Consider the following 21,155-nt stretch of genomic DNA (forward strand, 5'->3'; position numbering starts at 1 on the left):
GCCGGGACCTGCCGGCCCGGTCATGACGAACCTGGCGTCGGCGTCATCCCGCGCTGGCGCTCGCCGCCCTCCCGGCCTATCTCAGACACCTTCGCCGTTCAGGAGCCTGCCATGTCGTTGAAGGTCGCCGTCCAGATGGACCCGCTCGAGGCCATCAAGATCGAAGGCGATACGACCTTCCTGATGATGCTGACGGCCCAGGCTCGCGGTCATTCGCTGTTCGTCTACACGCCCGAGCGGCTGGTGCTGGAAGAAGGCCGGGTGTTCGCCCGCGGCCGCCCGGTCACCGTCCAGGACGTCAAGGGCGACCACGCCAAGTTCGGCGACTGGGAGCTGGTCGAACTGTCCGACTTCGACGTCGTGCTGCTGCGCCAGGATCCGCCGTTCGACATGGCCTACATCACCTCGACCCACTTCCTCGACGTGATCCACCCCAAGACCCTGGTGGTGAACAACCCGACCGAGGTCCGCAACGCCCCCGAAAAGCTGTTCGTCACCGGCTTCCCCGGCGTGCAGCCGCCGACCCTGATCACCTCCGACGTCGAGGCGATCTACGCCTTCCGCGCCAAGCACGGCGACATCGTGCTCAAGCCGCTCTACGGCGGCGGCGGCTCGGGCGTGGCGCGGCTGCTGGCCGACGACCCCAATCTCGACGCCATGCTCGACCTGCACCGGATGATCGGCCGCGAGCCGGTCATCGCCCAGAAATTCATCCCCGCGGTCAGCAAGGGCGACAAGCGCATCCTGCTGGTCGACGGCGCGCCGGTCGGGGCGATCAACCGCGTGCCCGACGCCGGCCAGATTCGCTCCAACCTCGCCGTCGGCGGCCGCGCCGAGGCGGTCGAGTTGACCGCCCGCGACCGCGAGCTCTGCGAGATCATCGGCCCGGAGCTGAAGCGCCGCGGGCTAATGTTCGTAGGTATCGACGTGATCGGCGACTACCTGACCGAAATCAACGTCACCTCGCCGACCGGCGCGCGGGCGCTGGAGCGGTTCACGGGCGTCAATGCGACGGCGATTCTTTGGGACGCTATTGAAGCCGCCCGCACAACGGCTTAGGTTGCAACTCCAAGAGACACGCATAAGTCGCGGAATCGTCTCATCTTCCTGAAAAGTTCGACTTTTGTTCTTGATCCGGCCCGCGCGGCGTGCTGGGCTTGTGGATAAGTTGAGCCATTTCTAGGGGTTGGCATGGCTTCCCGTGTCGTCACCGTAGCCTTTCAGGGCGTCGAGGCCCGGCGCGTCGACGTCGAGGTCCAGCTGACCACCGGCGAGGTGAAGTTCATGCTGGTCGGGCTCGGCGACAAGGCCGTCGCCGAAAGCCGCGAGCGGGTCCGCGCCGCCTTCGCCGGCCTCGGCCTGGCCATGCCCAGCCGCCGGATCATCGTCAATCTGGCCCCCGCCGACCTGCCCAAGGAGGGCAGCCACTACGACCTGCCGATCGCCCTGGCGGTGATGGCCTCGATGGGAGTGCTGCCGCCCGACGCCCTGACTGAGTGGGCCGCGATCGGCGAGCTCTCGCTCGACGGCCGCATCGTCGCCGTCGCCGGAGCCCTGCCTGCGGCCGTGGCGGCCGGCGGCATGGGGCTCGGGCTGATCTGCCCGGAGGCCTCGGGGCCGGAAGCCGCCTGGGCCGGCGACACCCGCGTGCTGGCCGCGCCGTCGCTGGTGGCCGTCGTCAACCACTTCCGCGGAACCCAGGTCCTCGCCCCGCCCAAGCCCGGCGCCATGCTCGACGGCGAGCGGGTCCCCGACCTGCGCGACGTCAAGGGCCAGGAGAACGCCAAGCGCGCCTTGGAGATCGCGGCCGCCGGCGGCCATAACCTGCTGTTCTGCGGCCCGCCCGGCTCTGGCAAGTCGATGATGGCGGCGCGGCTGCCGGGTCTGCTGCCGCCGCTGTCGCCGGCCGAGCTGCTCGAAACCTCGATGGTCCATTCGGTGGCCGGTCTGATCGCCAAGGGCGAACTGACCCGCGCCCGGCCGTTCCGCACCCCGCACCACTCGGCCAGCATGGCCGCGCTCACCGGCGGCGGTCTGCGGGTCAGGCCCGGGGAGGTGTCCCTGGCCCACAACGGCGTGCTGTTCCTCGACGAGCTGCCGGAGTTCTCGGCCCAGGCGCTCGACAGCCTGCGCCAGCCGCTGGAGACCGGCGAGGTCGTCGTCGCCCGCGCCAACGCCCACGTCCGCTATCCGGCCCGCTTCCAGCTGGTCGCCGCCCAGAACCCCTGCAAGTGCGGAATGGGCGGCGCCGGCCGCGGCGCCTGCGGGCGCGCGCCGCGCTGCCAGACCGACTACCAGATGAAGGTCTCGGGCCCGTTCATCGACCGCATCGACCTGCAGGTCGACGTGCCGCCGGTCAGCGCCGCAGACCTCGCCCTGCCTTCGCCGGCCGAGGGCACCCGCGAGGCCGCCGCGCGGGTCGCCCAGGCCCGCGCCCTGCAGGCCGAACGCGCCGGCGCCGACGGCGCGCCGCTCAACGCCCGCGCCGAGGGCGACTTTCTGGAGAAGATCGCCGATCTCGCGCCCGACGCCCGCACGCTGCTGGCCCGGGCGGCCGAGGCCGGCGGCCTGACCGCCCGCGGCTGGACCCGCACCCTGCGCCTGGCCCGCACCATCGCCGACCTGGAAGGGGCCGGCCCGGTGCGCCGCGCCCACGTCGCCGAGGCGCTGATCTATCGCCGCGCCGGCCAGCCCGGCGATCTCGTTCGCGCCTGACAGCCCCGGCGTCCGCGCCGCCGGCCTCCGCAATGTCCCGGATGGCGCGCCCCGGCGCCTGACCGATACTCGGCCCTGCCCGGCCGCTTCCCGCGCCGGGATGGGACCTCGGCATGCGCCTGAGCCGTCAACCCGCCTTCGACGACGCCCAGCGCGCCCGTGCCGCCCGGGTGCTGACGCTCGAGGTGGTGTTCTCGACCACCTGCGACGTGATGATGCGCGGGGTTCTGCTCACCGCCTTCGCCCTCAGCATGGGGGCTAGCAACGCGCTGATCGGCGTGCTGGCGGCCGTCGGCTTCTGGTCGCAGCTGCTGCAGGGTCCAGGCGTCATTCTCATCGAGCGCCTGCGGCGGCGGCGAACGATCGCCGTCGTCGCCTCGCTGGTCTCGGCGATCGCGCCGGCGACGCTGGCGGCCCTGGCCTTCGCCGCGCAGGGTTCGGCCGCACGCACCGGCCTGGTGTTGGCGGTGGCGCTCTACACCGGGGCCGGGGCGATCGGCGGCTGCGCCTGGAACGCCTGGGTGCGCGACGCGATCGCCGACGACCAGCGCGGCCGCTTCAACGGCCGCCGCTCCAGCTTGGGATCGGCCGTCGGCGTGGTCGCCGGGCTGCTGGCCGCCTGGCTCCTCGACCGCGTGCCCGAGGGCGCGGACGCCCGCCCGGCGGTGTTCGCCGGCCTGTTCGTGCTCGCCTTCTTCGCGCAGCTGGCCAGCGCCTGGGGCCTGTCGCGCGCGCCCGAGCCGCCGATGCCGCCGCCGCCGCCCGAGCCGGCCCGCCTGCTGCCGCTGCTGCGCGAGCCGTTCCGCCATCCCAACTACCGCCGCCTGATCGCCTTCCTGGCCAGCTGGCAGTTCGCCGTGAACCTCGCCCAGCCCTTCCTCACCGTGTTCCTGCTCAGCCAGCTCGGCTTCAGCATGACCTTCGTGATGGTGGTCAACCTGATCAGCCAGTTCGCCAACATGCTGTCGCTGCGCCGCTGGGGCGTGCTGGCCGACCGGTTCAGCAACAAGTCGGTGCTCAATGTCGCCGCTCCGCTGTTCGTCGGCGGCGTCGCCGCCCTGGTGGTCGCCTCGCAGATCGAATCCCGGCTGCTCGTCAGCATCTACCTGGTCCTGCTGGCCCTGGTGATGGGCGTCGCCTCGTCCGGCGTCTCGCTAGCCTCGGGGGCCATCGCCCAGAAGCTCTCGCCGCCGGGCACGGCGGCCTCGTTCCTGGCCGCCAACGCCCTGGTCTCGGCCGCGGCCGCCGGCAGCGCCTCGATCCTCGGCGGGCTCACCGCCGACGCCTTCGCCCAGCGCGCCCTGGCGCTGGCCCTGCAGTGGGAAGGCCCGCACTACGACGGCGCCATGCAGTTCGCCATCCATCACTGGGATTTCTACTTCCTGATCTCCGCCCTGCTCGGCGTCTACGCCCTGCACCGCATGACCCTGGTGCGCGAGGAGGGCGAGCTCGACCGGCGCAGCATGCTCGCCGCCATGCTGCAGTCGCGTCGCCGTGCGCGCGACGAGCCCGCCGCGGAAGGGGCCGTCGCCTCCCCGTGGCATCTCTTGCTGCAAAGCCGGGCGCAATGGCGCCAGCGCGCCCTCGACCGCCAGCGCAAGCGTCGGCAGGCGCCCGCATGATGCAACCACAGCGACGCTTCGCGCGTCTTAGCTGCGCAGCAATCGGAGGGGCCGATGCCCGGCTATTCGCACATCCTGGTCACCGTCGACATCGAGGACCCGACCAACGCCGAGCGCGAGCTGGGCCGCGCGCGCGAGATCGCCGAGGCGTCCGACGCCCGCATCACCCTGGTCAACGTCCGCACGCCGCGCTCCTCGCGCTACAACGCCTACCTGCCGAAGACCTTCGAGGCCGACGAACAGGCGCTGCACGAGGCCGAGCTGTTGAAGTGGGCGCAGACCCTGTCGGGCACGAAATGGCCGGTGTCGATCAAGGTCCGGGTCGGCTCGGTGTCGGGCGAGGTCCTGGCCGAGGCCAAGGCGGTCAGCGCCGACCTGATCATCGTCGGCGCGCATCAGCCCAGCGCCGTCTCGCGGCTGCTCGGCTCCAACGCCGAGCGGATCGTCCGCGAGTCCGGGATCAGCGTGCTGGTGGCGCGCTGAGCCGCCAGCGCAGGTGCGCGCCGACCGCCAGCGATATCAGCACCAGATAGCTCCAGAGGATAAGCGCGGTGATGTAGGCGCGGGCCCGCACGCCTTCGTCGATGATGATCGCCGCGTGGGTGATCACCAGCAGCAGCTGGAACGCCGCCGCCGGCAGGATCCAGGTCCGCTGCGAGCGCACCACCAGGCCCAGCAGCACGCCCAGGAACACCACGTCGACCGCGAACACGCTCCACTGCGGATCGACCCAGTTGGTGCGGTTCTGCAGGGCGATGGTCGCCAGCCAGGCCATGACGTTGGTCACCGCCACCACCCGCTCGACCCAGCCGCCGCGCCACCAGGCGTAGGTCGAGACGGCCAACATGGCGACGGCCCAGATCTGTTCGGGCAGGGAGCTGAGCACGAAAAAGGGGCCCTCAAGGCTGAGGGCCCCGATACTGAGGCTTACGCCGCAGGATGCAACGTCCGGAAAACCCGGATTGGGTCTCCGGCTGTTAGGCGGCCGGGGCCACCTGCATGATGTGGCGCGTCCGGGCCGAGGCTTCCGGAGGCTTCTCCATCCCGCCGTACATCACCGCGCCCAGGCCGATCTGGGTCTTGGCGACGTCCAGCTCCTTGTGGGTCTCACAGATCGCGCGGCGGGCCTGGGCCAGCAGGGCGATCGCCTCGCTGGCGCGTTCCACGGCGCCCTGACCGACCAGGGCCGACAAGCCGGCGTCGGTGCGCAGGCTCGGCATCACACCCGCCAAGCCGGCCGTCTTCGCCAGGGCGGCGTCGATGGCGGCTTCAGCTTCGAACAAACTCGCCGCGACTTGATCGGCGATCATACGACGTTGCTTGAGCATGAGGGGTCTCCTGGCGCGCGGCCGAACGCCGGCGCCTTCTGCGTGTTCAGTTGTCGGGGAACAGGGCTAAGGCCCTGTTTGGAAATAGGATTAAATCAGGCTCTGGAGCGCGTGCAGGCCAGCCAGCAGCGCTCCGAACGCCAAGGCCGCGACGATCGCGATGAGGCCCACCAGCCCCAACCGCGCGAGCGGGCTTAGTCGTGCTGCGGATAGTCCGAGCCCATGTCCGGCTGGAAGCCCTCGTCCAGCAGCGCCCAGCTGGTGCAGAGGATTTCCCGCAGCACCATTTCCGGCGGCTTGAATTGCGACATCTTGCGCAGGCCAGAAATCAGGTCGCGGGCCATGGCCGCCTTCATCGGCGAATCCGCCAAATCCGCGAGCTGCCGTTCCAGCTGGCTCCAGGTAAAGCTCGGGACGCTGTCCTCGTGGCTCGGCGGCGCCGGCCAGCGGCGCTCGAACGCGGCCACCTCGTTGCGCACCCGCATCGCGCGGCTCACCGCGGCCCGTCGATCCATCGTCTCGCGGTTGGGGTGCAGATCCACCACCGACCCCCTGGCGTCCGCCAGTTCTCGCAACCAGTCGCCCATCAGCCCTGTCTCCTTGCTGGGCTTCATCAGCCCATGAGACGGCGCCGGCGTCTGTCCTGATTGCGTCGTGTCCCGATCCGATCGGGACAGCGATTTCGTGGTCCGCCAAGGCGCGGGCGGCCGCGTAGCGGTCGCCGACTCCCAGCTTGCGGCGGGCGCGGTCGCAGTAGGTGTCGACCGAGGCCTTCGACATGCCCAACTCGCGGGCGATCTGCTTGGAACTGAGGTGCCGGTCGACCAGGCGCAGGCAATCGCGCTCTCGCGGAGTGAGAAGCTCGACTGGATCCAGGACGGTCTCAGACGGTGCGCGCATAGGACGAATACGTTAGCGACTCGCGTTACCGGCCGTCTACTTGTTATGCTGCGGCAGGCTTAACGCTCAGATAGAATATCCCAAGCAGTGGGGAGGACAAAATGCCCCTCGACGACGCCATCGGTCCGGACCCCGTCGACATCGCCATCGGCGCCCGGATGCGCCTTCGCCGCAAGTCGCTCGGCATCAGCCAGGGCGTGCTGTCCGAGCGGGTCGGCGTCTCGTTCCAGCAGATCCAGAAGTACGAACGCGGGGCCAATCGCGTCTCCGGCTCGATGCTGGTCGCCATCGCCGCCGCGCTCGACACCAGCGTCGGCTGGCTGGTTGGCGAGGAGGGCGGCCTGGCCGACGCCGCCGACGAGGTGATCTCGGCCCTGGCCCTGACCGGCGGGGTCGACCTGCTGGAGGCCTTCGCCGCCATCCCGCAGGCCTCGGCCCGCGCCGCCCTGGTGACCCTGGCCCAGGAAATGGCCGCGCTCTGACGCCTGCCCGAAAATGCGGCGTTTGACCGCCCGTTAAGCCGCGTGCGGTAAACCCAGGGTCGATGACCCACGATCGTACCCGCCAGGCCCGCGTCAGCGCCGAGCAGCTCGCCTCGCTCAGCCACGAGTTCCGCACCCCGCTGAACGGCGTGCTCGGCATGGCCCGCCTGCTGGAAGGCACCGCCCTCACCGACGAACAGCGCGCCTATGTCTCGGCGCTGCGCGAGTCCGGCGAGCACCTGCTCGGCCTGGTCAACGACGTGCTCGACTTCGCCCGCCTGGGCGCCGACAAGATCGAGCTGCATCCCGCCGACTTCGAGGTCGAGAGCCTGCTGCGCTCGGTCTGCGAGCTGCTCTCCCCGCGCGCTCAGGAGAAGGGCCTGGAGATCGCCTGGGCCGCGCCGGCCGGCATCGGCGCCGTCCATGCCGACGAAGGCCGCCTGCGCCAGATCCTGCTCAACTTCGCCGGCAACGCCGTCAAGTTCACCAGCCAGGGCGGCGTGCTGCTCAGCGTCGCCGAAACGCCGCAGGGCCTGCGCTTCACCGTCGAGGACTCCGGTCCCGGCGTCAGCCAGTCCGCCCGCGAGACCATCTTCGAGGCCTTCGAGCAGGCCGATCCGCTGCGCGACGTCCAGCTCGGCGGCGCGGGCCTGGGCCTGGCCATCGCTCGCAAGCTGGCCGTCGCCATGGACGGCGACGTCGGGGTCGAGACCGCCAGCCTCGGCGGCGCCGCCTTCTGGTTCGAGGCCCCGCTGCCCCGCCGCCCGGCCCGCGCCGAGCGCCCGCTCGCCCGCCGCACCGTCGCCATCGTCAGCGCCAACCGCATCGTCGCCGAGGCCGCCCGCCGCCAGATCGAGGCGTCCGGCGGCAAGGCCCTGGTCGCCGCCGACCTGCCGTCGGCGCTGGCCGCCACGCGCCCGGCCGACGTCGTGCTGGTCGACCGCGCCCTCGCGCCCGAGCGCCCGCCCGCCAAGCGCTCGCTGCTGGTCATGCTGACCCCGGACGAGCGCGGCCGCATCGAGGCGCAGCGCGCCGCCGGGTTCGCCGGCTATCTGATCAAGCCGCTGCGCCGCGCCTCGCTGGCCGAGCGCGTGCTCGCCGCCCGCCGCGACGAGGACCCGGCCCGCACGGTGGAGGACGACCGCATCGCCCCCGCCGTCGCCCCCGGCGCCCGCATCCTGCTGGTCGAGGACAACCCCATCAACGCCCTGCTCGCCCGCACCCTGCTGTCGCGCGAAGGCTGCCGCGTCGACCAGGCCGGCGGCGGCGAGGAGGCGCTCGCCGCCCTCAAGGTCGGGGTCTACGACCTGATCCTGATGGACATGCGCATGCCCGGCATGTCGGGGCTGGAAGCCACCCGCAAGGTGCGCGGCATGGGCGTGCGCACGCCGGTCGTCGCCCTGACCGCCAACGCCTTCGAGGAGGACCGCCACGCCTGCCTGGCCGCCGGCATGGACGACTTCCTGGTCAAGCCGCTTACCCCCGACGCCCTGCGCGCGGCGCTTGGCCGCTGGACCGCCGCCCCCGACTGGACGCAACAGCCGGACCACGCCAAGGTCGGCTGACGTCCAGGGGCCGCCCCGGCGTCGTTCGGGGAAGCCTTGCATGACCACAGAGACTAAGGCCGGCGAGGCCCCCCAGAATGCCGGCAAGAAGCCCGGCACGCTCGCGGCCCTGGCCGTCTATCTCGAGCGCCGCTCGCTGGTCATGCTCTCGCTGGGCTTCGCCTCGGGCCTGCCCAATCTGCTGATCTTTGACACCCTCTCGGCCTGGCTGCGCGACGCGGGCCTGTCGCTCGAGGTGATCGCCTTCTTCGGCCTGGCGACGCTGGCCTATTCGCTGAAGTTCCTCTGGGCCCCGCTGGTCGACCGCGCCAAGGTGCCGGTGATCACCAAGTGGCTCGGCCACCGGCGCTCGTGGATGCTGCTCTGCCAGGGACTGATCGTGCTCGGCCTGTGGTCGATCGCCGGCACCGACCCGGTCTCAAGTCTAGGCCTCATGGCGCTGTTCGCGGTGCTGGTCGGCTTCGTTTCCGCCACCCAGGACATCGTCATCGACGCCTGGCGGATCGAGGCGGCGGTGACCGAGAAGCAGGGCGCGATGGCCGCGGCCTACCAGTGGGGCTACCGCATCGCCATGATCGTCGCCGGCGTGCTGCCGCTGGCGCTGTCGGAATACGCCGGCTGGAACACCTCCTACGCGATCATGGCCGTGCTGATGCTGGTCGGCGTGTTCGGGGTCCTCGGCGCCCCGCGCGAGGCCCAGCACGAGATCCGCGCCATCGACACCGGCGACATCCCCGCCGCCCCGGCCCGCGACGGCGCCGAGTGGGCGATCCGCCTGCTGCTGTTCGTGCTCGGCGGCGTGGTGCTGGGCTCGGGCCTGGCCGGCAACGCCGCCATCCTCGCCGCCCTGTTCGAGCGCCTGGGCCTGCCCGGCGCCGCCGCCCAGGTGACGGCGCTGTGGGAAGGCAAGCCTTGGGGCGTCTTCGCCCAGGTCGGCGGCGTGGCGCTCGGCGCCCTGGTGATCTTCTTCGCCGCCCGGCCGGCCCCGGGCCTGCAGACCCGGCCCGGCCGCTATCTCAGCGTCGCGCTCGGCGCGCCGCTGGCCAACTTCTTCGCCCGCTACGGCCAGGCCGCGGGGCTGATCCTGGCGCTGATCTGCGTCTACCGGCTGAGCGACTTCGTGCTCAACATCATGAACCCGTTCTACCTCGACATGGGCTACTCGAAGCTCCAGATCGCCGAGGTCCGCAAGGTGCTGGGCGTGGTGATGAGCGTGCTCGGCGTCGGGCTCGGCGGCTTCTGCATCGCCCGCTTCGGCCTGATCCGCTCGATGGTGGTCGGCGCCTTCGCCGGCCCGCTGTCCAACCTGGTGTTCGCCTGGCTCGCCGCCCAGGGGCCGGAGCTCTGGGCGCTCAGCGTCGCCATCGGGGTCGACAACATCGCCTCGGGCTTCGCCGGCACCTGCCTGATCGCCTACATGTCCAGCCTGACCGGCCAGGGTTTCACCGCCACCCAGTACGCGCTGTTCTCCTCGCTCTACGCCCTGCTCGGCAAGCTGGTCGCCTCGCAGTCCGGACGGATCGTCGAGGGCGCTGCCGCCAGCGCCGACGCCGGCGGGATGTTCGCGGCCTTCAAGCCGCTGTTCGCCGGCCTGCCGCCGCAGACCTTCGCCAACGCCATGGAGAAGTCCGGCGTCACCCCCGAGGCGCTCGGCGCCGGCTACATGACCTTCTTCTTCTACTCGGCCGCCCTCGGCCTGATCGGCATCGTCCTGGCCTTCATGGTCGCGCGGCTCAGCCCGCAGCCGAAGGACGCATAAGAGGGTGTCATCCCGGTTTCGCCGAAGGCGAAGACCGGGACCCATTCGCGTCTGACTTCGAGAGAATGGCGCGCCTACGACGTGCGCAGGCAGATCACCTGCGCCACCCGCAGGTCGCGGCGCAGGGTGTCGGCCACGCGGCCGTAGTTGTCGGTGGTGATCGGCTCGCCGACCGCGAACTTGTCGGCCCGCTTATGGCTGGCGGTCAGCGCCGCGATCACCGTCTCGGGCGAGGTCGTATAGATCCGTCCGCGGCGCGGGCTCTCGGCCACGGTCACTCCGATCACCCGGCCGGCGCGGTCCAGCACCGGCGAGCCCGACAGCCCCGCCAAGGTGCCTTCCAGCCCGTCGGTGCGGCCGGTTTCGGCCCAGACCAGCACCGGCTCGGTGCGCGCCCCGCGGCCGCGAACCTCCAGGTTCTCGCGGCCGAGCAGGCGCGAGGTCGCCTCCCCCGGCTCGCCCTGCGGGTAGCCGGGGTGGAACGCCCGGTCGCCGCGGCGCAGCGGCTGATCCAGCCCCAGCGGCAGCGGCGGCGCGCCGCCCTCGGTGGTCAGGATGGCCGCTTCGCCGCGCGGGTCGATGTGGACCTGGGCCTCCACCCCGCGGCCCTCGGCCACGACGATGGCGGTCTGGGTGCAGCCGTCGACCACGTGGCGGGCGGTGATCCACACGCCGGAGTCGGAGACCGAGAACGCCGTGCCGACGCCCGGCTCGGCCTTGCCCGGCACGTCGACCACCACCTGCGGGTCGAACGGCGAGGCCGGTCCCAACGGGAGGCCTTCGCCGCCGGCCACCGGCGGCGGCGGCGGCGGGGCGTCGGCGCGCTCCTGGCGGCCGACGGCCGCGATCAGCAGCGCCAGCACCACCGCCAGATAGACCAGCCAGTCCGGAAGCCTGGGAAAATGCATCTACGCGTCGTGGATCAGCCGGCCATCGCCGAGGCGATGATCAGGGCCGTGGCCAGCTTGGCCCCGACGAGCAGGGCCGCGGCGGCGACCTCGCCCTCGGCGATACGCTGCGGCAGGCCGTGCAGCGCCAGATCCACCAGCCGGAAGATCAAGAGCTGCAGCGCCACGCAGGCCGCGCCCCACATGCCGATCTCCAGCGCCGAGGTCGACCCGGCCAGCGAGGCCGACAGCGGGATGGCCAGCCCGACCAGCACCCCGCCCAGCGACAGCGCCGCGGCGGAGTTGCCCTCGCGGATCAGCGCGATCTCGCGGTGCGGGGTCATCAGCACGTAGATCACGACGCCGACGAACAGGATCGCGACGGTCACCGCGATGTGCATCAGGGCGATGGGAAAGCCGTTGGCGAAGGCCTGGATCTCAGGCGATTGCAGTTGCGGCATGGGACCCCGTCGGCTGGACTCTACAAACTCGAGCGTGACAGCCGGAAGTGGAAACCGGTTCCGGCGACCGTCACGCTCGACACTTTAGAACTTCGGCCGCATCGATAGCACGGACCGGTGAAACCTAGAGCGTGATAGCCGAAAGTGGAAACCGGTTCCGGCCGCCATCACGTTCTAACCATTTGAAATAGGGCCATTTTTGCATTCGCAAAAAATGGGCCTAGGCAATGGCCTCGGCGTCGCCGGCCGCCAGCTTGCGCCGGGCGCTGGCCCGCACCTTCTCGCTTTCGCTCTTCAGCTGGCCGCAGGCGGCCAGGATGTCGCGGCCGCGCGGCGTGCGGATCGGCGAGGCGTAGCCGGCGCGGTTGAGGATCGCCGCGAAGCTCTCGATCGCCCCCCAGTCCGAGCAGCCGTAGTTAGTGCCGGGCCACGGGTTGAACGGGATCAGGTTGATCTTGGCCGGGATGCCCTTGAGCAGCTTGACCAGGGCCTTGGCCTCGGCCGGGCTGTCGTTGACGTCGCGCAGCATCACGTACTCGAAAGTCACGCGGCGGGTGTTGGACAGCCCGGGATAACCGCGGATGCCCTCCATCAGCGTGGCGATGTCGTACTTCTTGTTCAGCGGCACCAGCACGTCGCGCAGGTCGTCGTTGGTGGCGTGCAGCGAGATCGCCAGCATCGCCTGGGTGCGCTCGCCCAGCGCCTTCAGCTCCGGCACGACGCCCGAGGTCGAGACTGTGATCCGGCGGCGCGAGATCGCGATGCCCTCGCCGTCGGCGATGATGTCGATGGCGTCGGCGACGTTGTCGAGATTGTAGAGCGGCTCGCCCATGCCCATGAACACGATGTTCGAGAGCCGGCGGTCCTCCTTCGGCGAGGGCCATTCGGCCAGGTCGTCGCGGGCCACCTGCACCTGGGCGACGATCTCGGCCGCGGTCAGGTTGCGGACCAGCGCCTGGGTGCCGGTGTGGCAGAAGGTGCAGTTCAGCGTGCAGCCGACCTGGCTGGAGACGCACAGCGCCCCCGAGCGGCCGACGTCGGGAATGTAGACGGTCTCGACCTCGATCCCCGGGGCCATGCGGATCAGCCACTTGCGGGTGCCGTCCTTCGACACCTGGCGCTCGACCACTTCCGGCCGCGCCAGGCTGAAGGCCTGCTCCAGCGCCGCGCGGGTGTCCTTGGCGACGTCGGTCATCGCCGAGAAGTCGGTGGCCCCATAGTGGTGGATCCAGCGCCACAGCTGGCTGGCGCGCATCTTGGCCTTGTCCGGGCGCACGACCTCGGCGTCGATCAACGCCTGCGCCAGCGCCTTGCGGGTCAGCCCCGAAAGGTTCGGTTTGACGACGGACGCGACGGGTGCGCGCGAAAGATCAAGGGTGACGCCCAAGGGATGCTCACGGTCTGGAAGACCGCGGAATATAGGGCAGAGCGCTCCTTACGCCAAATGAACGCCCCTGCGGCCGATTGGGAGCGCGTCCTTCAGATGCTCCCCCATGAGGGGAGGATCTATCTAAAGCACCCAGACCCCGAGCAGAAACGCCGCCCCGGCCACGGCCGCGCCGATCGCGAACCAGGCCATGCGCGAGGGGCGCTCCTCGATCACCGCCACGGCCGCCGCGGCCTGCGGCGGGTTCTCGATCAGCCGGTGCAGCGCCCGCAGCGCCTCGATCCCCTCGCTGACGAAGCGCTTGACCTGCGCCTGCGGGCCCAGCTCGCGCAGCATCCAGCGCCGCACCACCGGATCGGCGGCCTTCCAGATGTCGTGGTCGGGATCGAGCCGGCGGGCCACGCCCTCGACCGTCATCATGGTCTTCTGCAGCAGCACCAGCTGCGGCTGCAGGCGCATGTCGAACAGGGCGGTGATCTCGAACAGCTGGGTCAGCACCCGGCCCATCGAGACGTCTCGCGCCGTGCGGCCGAATAGCGGCTCGCCGACCGCCCGCAAGGCCTGGGCGAAGGCGTGGACCGAATGGGTGCGCGGCACGTAGCCGGCGTCGAAATGGGTCTGGGCGATCTTCTCGTAGTCGCGCTCGAGAAAGCCCCAGAGGATCTCGGCCAGATAGCGCCGCTCCGACGCAGCCAGCCGGCCGACGATCCCGAAATCGACCGCGGTGATCTCCGACGGCGCGGCGACGAACAGGTTCCCCTCGTGCAGGTCCGCGTGGAACACCCCGTGGTCCAGCGCCTGGGCCAGGAACGCCCGCAGCAGCTTGTCGGCCAGGGCCGGGCGGTCGAGGCCTTCCAGCTCCAGGCTCGCCGGGTCCGACAGCGGCGCGCCCTTGGCCCATTCCTGGGTCAGCACGGTCTTGCCGACGCCGTCCCAGACGACCTTCGGCGCGGACATGTAGCCGTCCTTGGCCATCACCTCGCCCAGCTCGTCGCCGCCGGCCGCTTCCAGCCGCAGGTCGAGCTCCAGCTCGGTGGCCCGGATCACCGTGGTCGCCAGCGCCCGCGGCTCCAGCCGCCGGGCGTCGGGCGAAATGCGCTCCATCATCCGCGCGGCCAGCGCCAGCACCTCGGCGTCCTGGGCGACGCGATGTGCGATACCCGGCCGCAGCACCTTCACCGCCACCCGCCGGCCGTCCAGCAAGGTCGCGTCATGCGCCTGGGCCAGCGAGGCGGCCGCCACCGGCTCGCCGAAACTGGCGAACAGGCTCTCGATCGGGCGGCCAAGGCACGCCTCGACCTCGCGCCGGGCGACCTCCGTCGGGAACGGGTCGAGCTTGTCCTTCAGGCGCGAAAGGTCGTCGGCGAACTCGGTCCCGAAGATGTCGGCGCGGGTCGAGAGCAGCTGGCCGAGCTTGATCGCCACCGGCCCCAGACCCTCCAGCGAGCGGGCCAGGCGCTCGCCCGGCCGGCCTTCGCGCGCCTGCCGGCCGGCGAGGCCGCGGATCGAGCGCGACAGCGTCTGGATCCGCGGCGGATAGAGCCCGTCAAGCTCGCGCGGCAGCAGGGCGTCGTTGCGCGCCAGCGACCATCCCGCCGCGGTCAGCCGCCCGAAGGCCGCGAGACTTCCCATGGATCAGAACGCCCGGCCGTGATGCAGGGCCGCGACGCCGCCGGTGAAGTTGGTGTAGCCCGCGCGGCTGAACCCGGCCTTCTCGATCATCGAGACGAAGGTCTGCTGGTCGGGGAAACGGCGGATGCTCTCGACCAGGTACTGATAGCTGTCGCGGTCCTTGGCCACCCACTCGCCGATCTGCGGGATCACCTTGAACGAATAGGCGTCGTAGGCCTTGCGCAGCATCTCGGTGGCCGGGTGCGAGAACTCCAGGCACAGGAACCGGCCGCCCGGCTTCAGCACCCGGCGCGCCTCGACCAGCGCGGCCTGCACGTCGGTGACGTTGCGGATGCCGAACGAGATCACATAGGCGTCGGCGCAGGCGTCGGGCAGCGGCAGCCGCTGGGCGTCGCCGACGTTCCAGGTGATTTCCGGCTCGCCGCCCTTGCTGCGGCCGGCGGCGATCATCTCGGCGTTGTAGTCCATGATCATGATCTGGGCGTCGGGCCCGCCGCGCCGCAGCTGGGCGGCGCGCGCCAGCTTGGCGAACCGCCGGGCCATGTCGCCGGTGCCGCCGGCGCAGTCGATGATCACCTCGCCGGGCTGCGGGTTCAGCCGCGCGGCCGTGGCGTCCTTCCAGAGCCGGTGCACGCCCGCGCTCATCAGGTCGTTCATCAGGTCGTAGCGGCTGGCGACGCTGTCGAAGACGCCGCGCACGAGGCCGGCCTTCTCGGAGGCGTCGACGTCACGGAAGCCGAAGGTGGAGGAGGGTCCGGTCATGGCCTGGGTCTTAGCCCGCCCAGCCAAGCCGCGCCAGTCGGGACCAAGCCCAACCTGCTCCCTCGCCCCCTTGGGGGAGAAGGGTTGGGGTGAGGGGGACCACGGCCCCGCCGCGGCAAAGGTTGTCCCGGCCCGCCCGAAATGCCACTTCAAGGCCATGCCTGAATTGCCCGAGGTCGAAACCGTCCGGCGCGGCCTGCAGCCGGTGCTCGAAGGCCGTCGCCTGTCGCGGGTCGAGGCGCGCCGCGCCGACCTGCGCTTCCCGTTCCCCGACGGCTTCGTCCAGCGCCTGACCGGCGCCACCATCCAGCGCCTCGAACGCCGCGCCAAGTACCTGATGGCGGTGCTCGACCGCGGCGAGACCCTGGTCATGCATCTGGGCATGAGCGGCCGCTTCGAGATCGCCCAGCCCGAGGGCTACCAGCGCCCCGGCGAATTCCACTACGCCCCCGACCCCGATCCCAAGCACGCCCACGTGGTGTTCGAGGCCGACGACGGCGGGCGCGTCACCTATTACGACCCGCGCCGCTTCGGCTACATGGACCTGATCGAGACCGCGGCGTTGGACCAGCACCCCTGGTTCGCCGGCCTTGGCCCAGAGCCGCTCTCCGAGGCCTTCGACGCCCAACGCCTGATCAAAGCCTTCGCCGGTCGCAAGCAGGGACCCAAGACCCTGCTGCTCGACCAGCGCGTGGTCGCGGGCCTGGGCAACATCTATGTCTGCGAGGCGCTGAACCGGGCGAAGATCTCGCCCCTGAAGCCGGCCGGATCGATCAAGCCGGCCAAGCTCGGCCCGCTGGTCGAGATCATCCGCGACGTGCTGAACGAGGCCATCGAGGCCGGCGGCTCGACGCTGAAGGACTACGCCGCCGCCGACGGCGCGCTCGGCTACTTCCAGCACCGCTTCCGCGCCTACGACCGCGAGGGCGAGCCCTGCACCAACGCCGGCTGCAAGGGGACCATCGCCCGCGAGGTCCAGGCCGGCCGCTCCACCTTCTATTGCCCGACCTGCCAGAAGTGAGCCGCCCGATGACCCATCGTCTGCTCGGCGCGCTCGCCGGCCTGCTGCTCGCCGGTTGCTCGGTCGCCGAGGCCGAGGCCCGCCCCCCGGTCTGGACCGTGCGCGACGCCGACTCCGAACTGGTCATCTTCGGCTCGGTCCACGTCCTGCCGCCGGGGCTCGACTGGCGGCCGGCGCAGCTGGACGCCGCCCTGGCCAAGGCCGACGACGTCTGGTTCGAGCTGCCGATCGATCCGGCCTCGGAGGCCAAGGTCGCCCAGCTCGCCGCCGCCAACGGCATGTTGCCGCCGGATCAGTCGCTGTCGGCCATGCTCTCGCCGGAGGGCCGCGCCCGGCTGGCGACCGCCGTCGCCGACCTCGGCGTCTCGATGGCCGTGCTCGACCGCCTGGAGCCGTGGTTCGCCGAGGTGGTCCTGGCCGGCGCCCAGTTCCAGAAGGCCGGCGCCGACGCCAGCTCCGGCGTCGAGAAGACCCTCTCGGCCGCGGCCCCCGGTTCGGCCCAGCGCCGCGCCTTCGAGAGCCCGGAAGAACAGATCGCCATCTTCGACGCCGCCCCGCTGGCCCAGCAGATCGCCTCGCTGGAACAGAGCCTGGTCGAGCTGAACGAGAACCCGAAGGCCTATGACGAGCTGATCGCCCATTGGATGGCCGGCGACCTGCGCGCGCTCGACGAGGACGTGCTCGGGCCGCTGCGCGCCGCCGCGCCGGGGCTCTATGCCCGCCTGGTCACCGAGCGCAACGAGCGCTGGCTGAAGACCCTGAAGACCCGGCTCGACGGCTCGGGCCGCACGGTGGTCGTGGTCGGGGTCGGCCACCTGGTCGGCCATGACGGCCTGCCCGCCCGGCTGCGCGCCCTTGGCTACAGCGTCGAAGGGCCTTAATCCCGGCGGACCGACATCGCCAGCGAGGGCTGCCATGAGCTACGAGACCCTGATCGTCGAGACGACTGAAGGCGTGACCCTGATCCGCCTCAACCGGCCCGAGGCGCTCAACGCCCTCAACAGCCAGCTGCTCGCCGAGCTCTCGGCCGCCCTCGACGTCGCCGAGGCCGATGAGGCCGTCCGCTGCCTGGTGATCACCGGCTCGGACCGCGCCTTCGCCGCCGGCGCCGACATCAAGGAGATGTCGACCAAGACCTACGCCGAGATGTTCAAGCAGGACTTCTTCGGCGCCAGCGCCCGCCGCATCGAGCAGTTCCGCAAGCCGATCATCGCCGCGGTCGCCGGCTACGCCCTGGGCGGCGGCTGCGAGCTGGCCATGCTCTGCGACTTCATCATCGCCGCCGAGAGCGCCAAGTTCGGCCAGCCCGAGATCAATCTCGGCGTCGCCCCCGGCATCGGCGGCACCCAGCGCCTGACCCGCTTCGTCGGCAAGTCCAAGGCCATGGAGATGATCCTCACCGGCCGGATGATGGACGCCGCCGAGGCCGAGCGTTCGGGCCTGGTCTCCCGTGTCGTACCGTCCGACCAGCTGATCGGCGAAGCCATGGCCGCGGCGACCAAGATCGCCGGCCAGTCGCCGCTGGCGGTGATGATGAACAAGGAACTGGTCGAAACCGCCTACGAGACCACGCTGTCGACCGGCGTCGCCGTCGAGCGCCGCCTGTTCCACTCGCTGTTCGCCTTCGACGACCAGAAGGAGGGCATGGCCGCCTTCGTCGAGAAGCGCAAACCCGACTTCAAGGGTTCCTGAGCGTGCGGCTGATCGCGTTCGGCGACTCCATGGTCGCCGGGGCCGGCGATCCGGACCATCTGGGCTGGATCGGCCGCGCCCTGCTCGGACGCCGCGAGATCACCCTCTACAATCTCGGCGTCCGCCGCGAGACCTCCAGCGACATCGCCGCGCGCTGGCGCGCCGAGGCGACGCCGCGGTTCACCGACGACGAGCCGATGCGCATCGTCTTCTCGTTCGGAGCCAACGACTGCCATCCGCAGGACGGCGCGCCCCGGGTCGCCCAGGCCCAGACCATGAAGAACGCCCTGGCGATGCTGACCGGCGCCGACGCCCATTGCCCGGTGCTGCTGGTCGGCCCGCCGCCCATGGCCGATCCCGGCGTCTCCGCACGGCTGGAAAGCCTCAACGAGAACCTCAAGGTACTGGCCGCGCGGCTCAAGGTGCCGTTCATCGACGTCTTCCAGCCGCTGGAAGCGGACGGCCTGTGGCGGGCCGAGGCCCTGGCCTGGGACGGCGCCCACCCCGGCGCCGGCGGCTATCAGCGCATGGCCGACCTGGTCGCGGCGCATCCCGCCTGGCGCGCCTTCACCCTGATCGATTAAAGCATCCACAGCGCATTGACCCGCGCGGCGCTGTCCCGTATATCCGCGCCTCCAATTTGCCCGCCCGGGTTTCTGGCTCGGGCGCGATCCGTATCGAGAGCTGACACATGGCCAACACGCCCGGCGCCAAGAAGGCGGTCCGTAAGATCGCCCGCCGTACCGAAGTCAACAAGGCTCGCCGCTCGCGCGTGCGCACCTACCTGCGCAAGTTCGAAGAGGCCCTGGCCTCGGGCGACGCGGCCGCCGCCAAGACGGCGTTCGTCGAAGCTCAATCGGAGCTGATGCGCGCCGTGACCAAGGGCGTCGTTCACAAGAACACCGGTTCGCGCAAGGTCTCGCGCCTGGCCGCCCAGCTGAAGAAGATGGCTGCGGCCTGAGGTTGAACGGCCAGGCTTCGAGCTTGGCCGCATTCTCCCTTTAAAACTACGGAATTTCGGGACACCCGCGGGTTGATGGACCCGCGGGCGTTTTATTTTGTGCTCGGCACAACCATGCACGTTTGGGGCGAGACTTCTCAGTTAACGGAACGTTGAAATCCAGATTCCCTTGCCGCGCGAGGCCTGGATTTGAGTCAACGAAAATATCCGTCGACGGGGCGAAGAATCAGCGTTGACCCCCTAGTCGTCCTGACTAGGGTGACAAGTCTCAAGACGTCCTTCCATCTGATCTCGGATGAAAAAAGGCGGCGGCGGGGGCATTGCGCTCGCCGGTTAAGGCTTTGTGTTTGTTGAACAAAGTTGTTCCGCTGCGGGGGCGCTGACGGATGACGATGAAAGAGGTTGGAATGATGGCCGCTGGGGGCGTTGCGAGTTCTGTTGTCGAGACGCAAGCGGCGGCCGTGTGGTCGACGACCTGCGCCGCGCTGAAGCGGGAACTCGGTGAGGCCACCTTCGGCTCGTGGCTGGGTCAGGCCGCGCTGCGTGAGCGCGGCGAGGAGCTGTGCCTGGTCGCCGCGACCGGCGTCGCCCGCGACTGGATCCGCCGCCACGCCTGGCGCCGCATCGGCGAGCTCTGGGCTCAGAACGACCCGATGGGCCGCAACCTCGAACTGAAATCGCGCATGGAGTACGAGGCCGAGGCCCCGAGCGCTCCGGCCGCTCCGGTGGTGCTCAAGGCCGAGCCGATGGCCGCCCCGCTCGCGGAAGGCGCCGTCATCGAGATCGAAGTGCCGCTGGCCAGCGCCGGCGCCCCGGTCGTCGGCCGCGCCGGCCGCCAGCAGGGTCTGCAGGACCGCTTCTCCTTCGAGACCTTCGTCGCCGGTCCGGCCAACGAATTCGCCTTCGCCGTGGCCCGCCGCGTGGCGGCCTGGTCGGACGGCCACTTCAACCCGGTGATCTTCCACGGCCCCTACGGCTTCGGAAAGACCCACCTGCTGAACGCGCTCGCCTGGGAGGCCATGCAGTCGGCCCCGGAGAAGCGCGTCGTCTACATCACCGCCGAGCGCTTCACCTCGACCTTCGTCAAGGCCGTGCAGGACCGCTCGACCGCCGCCTTCAAGGACGAGTTGCGCAACGCCGACCTGCTGCTGATCGACGACGTCCAGTTCGTCGCCGGCAAGTCATCGACCCAGGAAGAGCTGTTCCACACCCTGCTGGCCCTGGTCGAGGACGGCCGCCGCGTGGTGATGACCGCCGACCGCTCGCCGGCCGAACTCCAGGAGATGGAGCCGCGCCTGCGCAGCCACCTGCAGGCCGGCCTGGTCTGCGGCATCGAGCCGGCCGACCGCAGCCTTCGCCTCGGCATTCTGGAGCGCAAGCTCGCCACCCTCGCGGCCCAGGGCAAGTTCGTGCCCTCGGCCCGTCCGGAGGTGCTGCAGTTCCTCGCCGACCGCTTCACCGACAGCGTCCGTGAACTGGAAGGCGCGCTCAACACCCTGGTCGCCCGCGTCGGCGGCGAGATCTCGCGCATGACCCTGGACGAGGCGCAGGCGATCCTGCGCCCGAACCTGGCCTGCAACGAGCGCCGGGTGACCGTCGACCAGATCCAGAAGACCGTGGCCGAGCACTACCAGCTCAAGCAGGCCGACCTGATCTCCGAGCGCCGCGCCCGCGTCGTCGCCCGTCCGCGTCAGGTCGCCATGTGGCTGGCCAAGCAGATCACCACCCGCTCGCTGCCGGATATCGGCCGCCGCTTCGGGGGCCGCGACCACACCACCGTCCTGCACGCCGTGCGCCGCATCGAGGCCCTCAAGGCCGAAGACCCGATGATCGCCCGCGACCTCGACGTCCTGCTGCGCAAACTGCGCGGCTAGCGCTCTCCCTCCCCCTCGTGGGGAGGGTGGATCGCCGCAAGCTCATGTTATCATCCCGGAAGCCGCGCAGCGGCTGTCCGGGACCCATTGCCGCCGCCTCCGTCATC

General features: G+C 70.6%; 21 protein-coding genes and 1 pseudogene. 13 read left to right on the plus strand and 9 right to left on the minus strand.

The genetic code is table 11. The features are described from left to right. Positions 1-111: 111 nt before the first annotated feature. The 4 genes from gshB (at position 112) to AC1Q87_RS10820 (ending at position 4,820) form a co-directional block, all read left to right on the plus strand. On the plus strand, positions 112-1,059 hold the full coding sequence (gshB, locus tag AC1Q87_RS10805) for a glutathione synthase (protein WP_492608947.1): 948 nt from the start codon (positions 112-114) through the stop codon (positions 1,057-1,059). A 132-nt stretch (positions 1,060-1,191) separates the two neighbouring features. Next, complete coding sequence (locus tag AC1Q87_RS10810; protein WP_492608948.1) at positions 1,192-2,715, plus strand: YifB family Mg chelatase-like AAA ATPase; 1,524 nt, start codon at positions 1,192-1,194, stop codon at positions 2,713-2,715. A gap of 113 nt (positions 2,716-2,828) precedes the next feature. Continuing rightward, the gene (locus AC1Q87_RS10815; protein WP_492608949.1) at positions 2,829-4,337 is read left to right on the plus strand and encodes an MFS transporter; all 1,509 of its coding nucleotides are present in this window, start codon (positions 2,829-2,831) and stop codon (positions 4,335-4,337) included. Between the two features lie 54 nt (positions 4,338-4,391). Then, positions 4,392-4,820 (plus strand): universal stress protein, encoded by a 429-nt coding sequence (locus AC1Q87_RS10820; RefSeq protein WP_492608950.1) that lies wholly within the window; start codon positions 4,392-4,394, stop codon positions 4,818-4,820. On the opposite strand, the gene AC1Q87_RS10825 is transcribed toward AC1Q87_RS10820, so the two are convergent. From AC1Q87_RS10825 to AC1Q87_RS10840, 4 genes and pseudogenes are all read right to left on the minus strand, one after another. Further along, entirely contained in the window at positions 4,798-5,223 is a 426-nt protein-coding gene (locus AC1Q87_RS10825) for a hypothetical protein (RefSeq protein WP_492608951.1), read from the minus strand. The genes AC1Q87_RS10820 and AC1Q87_RS10825 overlap by 23 nt on opposite strands. Positions 5,224-5,314: 91 nt before the next feature. Continuing rightward, complete coding sequence (locus tag AC1Q87_RS10830) at positions 5,315-5,665, minus strand: hypothetical protein (protein WP_183770639.1); 351 nt, start codon at positions 5,663-5,665, stop codon at positions 5,315-5,317. Positions 5,666-5,859: 194 nt separating this feature from the next. Further along, entirely contained in the window at positions 5,860-6,279 is a 420-nt protein-coding gene (locus tag AC1Q87_RS10835) for a hypothetical protein (RefSeq protein ID WP_492608952.1), read from the minus strand. A gap of 97 nt (positions 6,280-6,376) precedes the next feature. Further along, a pseudogene (locus tag AC1Q87_RS10840) lies at positions 6,377-6,565 on the minus strand (response regulator transcription factor); the annotation flags it as partial. Positions 6,566-6,666: 101 nt separating this feature from the next. Between AC1Q87_RS10840 and AC1Q87_RS10845 the strand changes: the two are divergent. The 3 genes from AC1Q87_RS10845 to AC1Q87_RS10855 all read left to right on the plus strand — a co-directional run bounded on the left by AC1Q87_RS10845 (position 6,667) and on the right by AC1Q87_RS10855 (position 10,371). After that, positions 6,667-7,047: a helix-turn-helix domain-containing protein gene (locus AC1Q87_RS10845; protein ID WP_492608953.1), complete on the plus strand. Its 381-nt coding sequence runs from the start codon at positions 6,667-6,669 to the stop codon at positions 7,045-7,047. 62 nt (positions 7,048-7,109) lie between these two features. After that, entirely contained in the window at positions 7,110-8,612 is a 1,503-nt protein-coding gene (locus tag AC1Q87_RS10850; RefSeq protein ID WP_492608954.1) for a response regulator, read from the plus strand. A 40-nt stretch (positions 8,613-8,652) separates the two neighbouring features. Beyond that, positions 8,653-10,371 (plus strand): AmpG family muropeptide MFS transporter, encoded by a 1,719-nt coding sequence (locus AC1Q87_RS10855; protein ID WP_492608955.1) that lies wholly within the window; start codon positions 8,653-8,655, stop codon positions 10,369-10,371. A gap of 74 nt (positions 10,372-10,445) precedes the next feature. Here the strand turns inward: AC1Q87_RS10855 and AC1Q87_RS10860 are convergent, their stop codons facing one another. The 5 genes from AC1Q87_RS10860 to AC1Q87_RS10880 all read right to left on the minus strand — a co-directional run bounded on the left by AC1Q87_RS10860 (position 10,446) and on the right by AC1Q87_RS10880 (position 15,500). Continuing rightward, positions 10,446-11,279 carry a S1 family peptidase gene (locus tag AC1Q87_RS10860; protein WP_492608956.1) on the minus strand — a complete coding sequence of 278 codons (834 nt, stop codon included), beginning with the start codon at positions 11,277-11,279 and terminating at the stop codon, positions 10,446-10,448. A gap of 14 nt (positions 11,280-11,293) precedes the next feature. Then, complete coding sequence (locus tag AC1Q87_RS10865) at positions 11,294-11,719, minus strand: DUF350 domain-containing protein (protein WP_492608957.1); 426 nt, start codon at positions 11,717-11,719, stop codon at positions 11,294-11,296. A gap of 220 nt (positions 11,720-11,939) precedes the next feature. Further along, on the minus strand, positions 11,940-13,106 hold the full coding sequence (gene rlmN, locus AC1Q87_RS10870) for a dual-specificity RNA methyltransferase RlmN (protein WP_492608958.1): 1,167 nt from the start codon (positions 13,104-13,106) through the stop codon (positions 11,940-11,942). 123 nt (positions 13,107-13,229) lie between these two features. Continuing rightward, positions 13,230-14,738 carry a 2-polyprenylphenol 6-hydroxylase gene (gene ubiB, locus AC1Q87_RS10875; RefSeq protein ID WP_492608959.1) on the minus strand — a complete coding sequence of 503 codons (1,509 nt, stop codon included), beginning with the start codon at positions 14,736-14,738 and terminating at the stop codon, positions 13,230-13,232. Positions 14,739-14,741: 3 nt separating this feature from the next. Further along, entirely contained in the window at positions 14,742-15,500 is a 759-nt protein-coding gene (locus tag AC1Q87_RS10880; RefSeq protein WP_492608960.1) for a class I SAM-dependent methyltransferase, read from the minus strand. Positions 15,501-15,657: 157 nt separating this feature from the next. On the opposite strand from AC1Q87_RS10880, the gene mutM reads away from it, so the two are divergent. The 6 genes from mutM (at position 15,658) to dnaA (ending at position 21,048) form a co-directional block, all read left to right on the plus strand. Next, positions 15,658-16,521 carry a bifunctional DNA-formamidopyrimidine glycosylase/DNA-(apurinic or apyrimidinic site) lyase gene (gene mutM / locus AC1Q87_RS10885; protein WP_492608961.1) on the plus strand — a complete coding sequence of 288 codons (864 nt, stop codon included), beginning with the start codon at positions 15,658-15,660 and terminating at the stop codon, positions 16,519-16,521. 8 nt (positions 16,522-16,529) lie between these two features. Further along, a complete protein-coding gene (locus AC1Q87_RS10890) occupies positions 16,530-17,402 on the plus strand; it encodes a TraB/GumN family protein (protein WP_492608962.1) in 873 nt (290 codons plus the stop codon). A gap of 34 nt (positions 17,403-17,436) precedes the next feature. Continuing rightward, the gene (locus AC1Q87_RS10895) at positions 17,437-18,213 is read left to right on the plus strand and encodes an enoyl-CoA hydratase (protein WP_492608963.1); all 777 of its coding nucleotides are present in this window, start codon (positions 17,437-17,439) and stop codon (positions 18,211-18,213) included. A 2-nt stretch (positions 18,214-18,215) separates the two neighbouring features. Then, complete coding sequence (locus AC1Q87_RS10900; protein ID WP_492608964.1) at positions 18,216-18,797, plus strand: DUF459 domain-containing protein; 582 nt, start codon at positions 18,216-18,218, stop codon at positions 18,795-18,797. 107 nt (positions 18,798-18,904) lie between these two features. After that, on the plus strand, positions 18,905-19,174 hold the full coding sequence (rpsT, locus tag AC1Q87_RS10905; protein ID WP_492608965.1) for a 30S ribosomal protein S20: 270 nt from the start codon (positions 18,905-18,907) through the stop codon (positions 19,172-19,174). 407 nt (positions 19,175-19,581) lie between these two features. Beyond that, complete coding sequence (gene dnaA / locus AC1Q87_RS10910; RefSeq protein ID WP_492608966.1) at positions 19,582-21,048, plus strand: chromosomal replication initiator protein DnaA; 1,467 nt, start codon at positions 19,582-19,584, stop codon at positions 21,046-21,048. Positions 21,049-21,155: the final 107 nt, after the last annotated feature.

It is taken from the genome of Phenylobacterium sp. GW823-FHT02A09, assembly GCF_058797775.1.

Excerpts from the sequence above, each read along its gene's own strand:
- dnaA (WP_492608966.1), top strand. The coding sequence starts at position 19,582 with ATGATGGCCGCTGGGGGCGTTGCGAGTTCTGTTGTCGAGACGCAAGCG.
- AC1Q87_RS10820 (WP_492608950.1), top strand. The coding sequence starts at position 4,392 with ATGCCCGGCTATTCGCACATCCTGGTCACCGTCGACATCGAGGACCCG.
- AC1Q87_RS10835 (WP_492608952.1), bottom strand. The coding sequence starts at position 6,279 with ATGAAGCCCAGCAAGGAGACAGGGCTGATGGGCGACTGGTTGCGAGAA.
- ubiB (WP_492608959.1), bottom strand. The coding sequence starts at position 14,738 with ATGGGAAGTCTCGCGGCCTTCGGGCGGCTGACCGCGGCGGGATGGTCG.
- AC1Q87_RS10810 (WP_492608948.1), top strand. The coding sequence starts at position 1,192 with ATGGCTTCCCGTGTCGTCACCGTAGCCTTTCAGGGCGTCGAGGCCCGG.
- AC1Q87_RS10880 (WP_492608960.1), bottom strand. The coding sequence starts at position 15,500 with ATGACCGGACCCTCCTCCACCTTCGGCTTCCGTGACGTCGACGCCTCC.
- AC1Q87_RS10815 (WP_492608949.1), top strand. The coding sequence starts at position 2,829 with ATGCGCCTGAGCCGTCAACCCGCCTTCGACGACGCCCAGCGCGCCCGT.
- AC1Q87_RS10860 (WP_492608956.1), bottom strand. The coding sequence starts at position 11,279 with ATGCATTTTCCCAGGCTTCCGGACTGGCTGGTCTATCTGGCGGTGGTG.
- AC1Q87_RS10895 (WP_492608963.1), top strand. The coding sequence starts at position 17,437 with ATGAGCTACGAGACCCTGATCGTCGAGACGACTGAAGGCGTGACCCTG.
- mutM (WP_492608961.1), top strand. The coding sequence starts at position 15,658 with ATGCCTGAATTGCCCGAGGTCGAAACCGTCCGGCGCGGCCTGCAGCCG.
- AC1Q87_RS10865 (WP_492608957.1), bottom strand. The coding sequence starts at position 11,719 with ATGCCGCAACTGCAATCGCCTGAGATCCAGGCCTTCGCCAACGGCTTT.
- AC1Q87_RS10890 (WP_492608962.1), top strand. The coding sequence starts at position 16,530 with ATGACCCATCGTCTGCTCGGCGCGCTCGCCGGCCTGCTGCTCGCCGGT.
- AC1Q87_RS10850 (WP_492608954.1), top strand. The coding sequence starts at position 7,110 with ATGACCCACGATCGTACCCGCCAGGCCCGCGTCAGCGCCGAGCAGCTC.
- AC1Q87_RS10845 (WP_492608953.1), top strand. The coding sequence starts at position 6,667 with ATGCCCCTCGACGACGCCATCGGTCCGGACCCCGTCGACATCGCCATC.
- gshB (WP_492608947.1), top strand. The coding sequence starts at position 112 with ATGTCGTTGAAGGTCGCCGTCCAGATGGACCCGCTCGAGGCCATCAAG.
- AC1Q87_RS10855 (WP_492608955.1), top strand. The coding sequence starts at position 8,653 with ATGACCACAGAGACTAAGGCCGGCGAGGCCCCCCAGAATGCCGGCAAG.
- rpsT (WP_492608965.1), top strand. The coding sequence starts at position 18,905 with ATGGCCAACACGCCCGGCGCCAAGAAGGCGGTCCGTAAGATCGCCCGC.
- AC1Q87_RS10830 (WP_183770639.1), bottom strand. The coding sequence starts at position 5,665 with ATGCTCAAGCAACGTCGTATGATCGCCGATCAAGTCGCGGCGAGTTTG.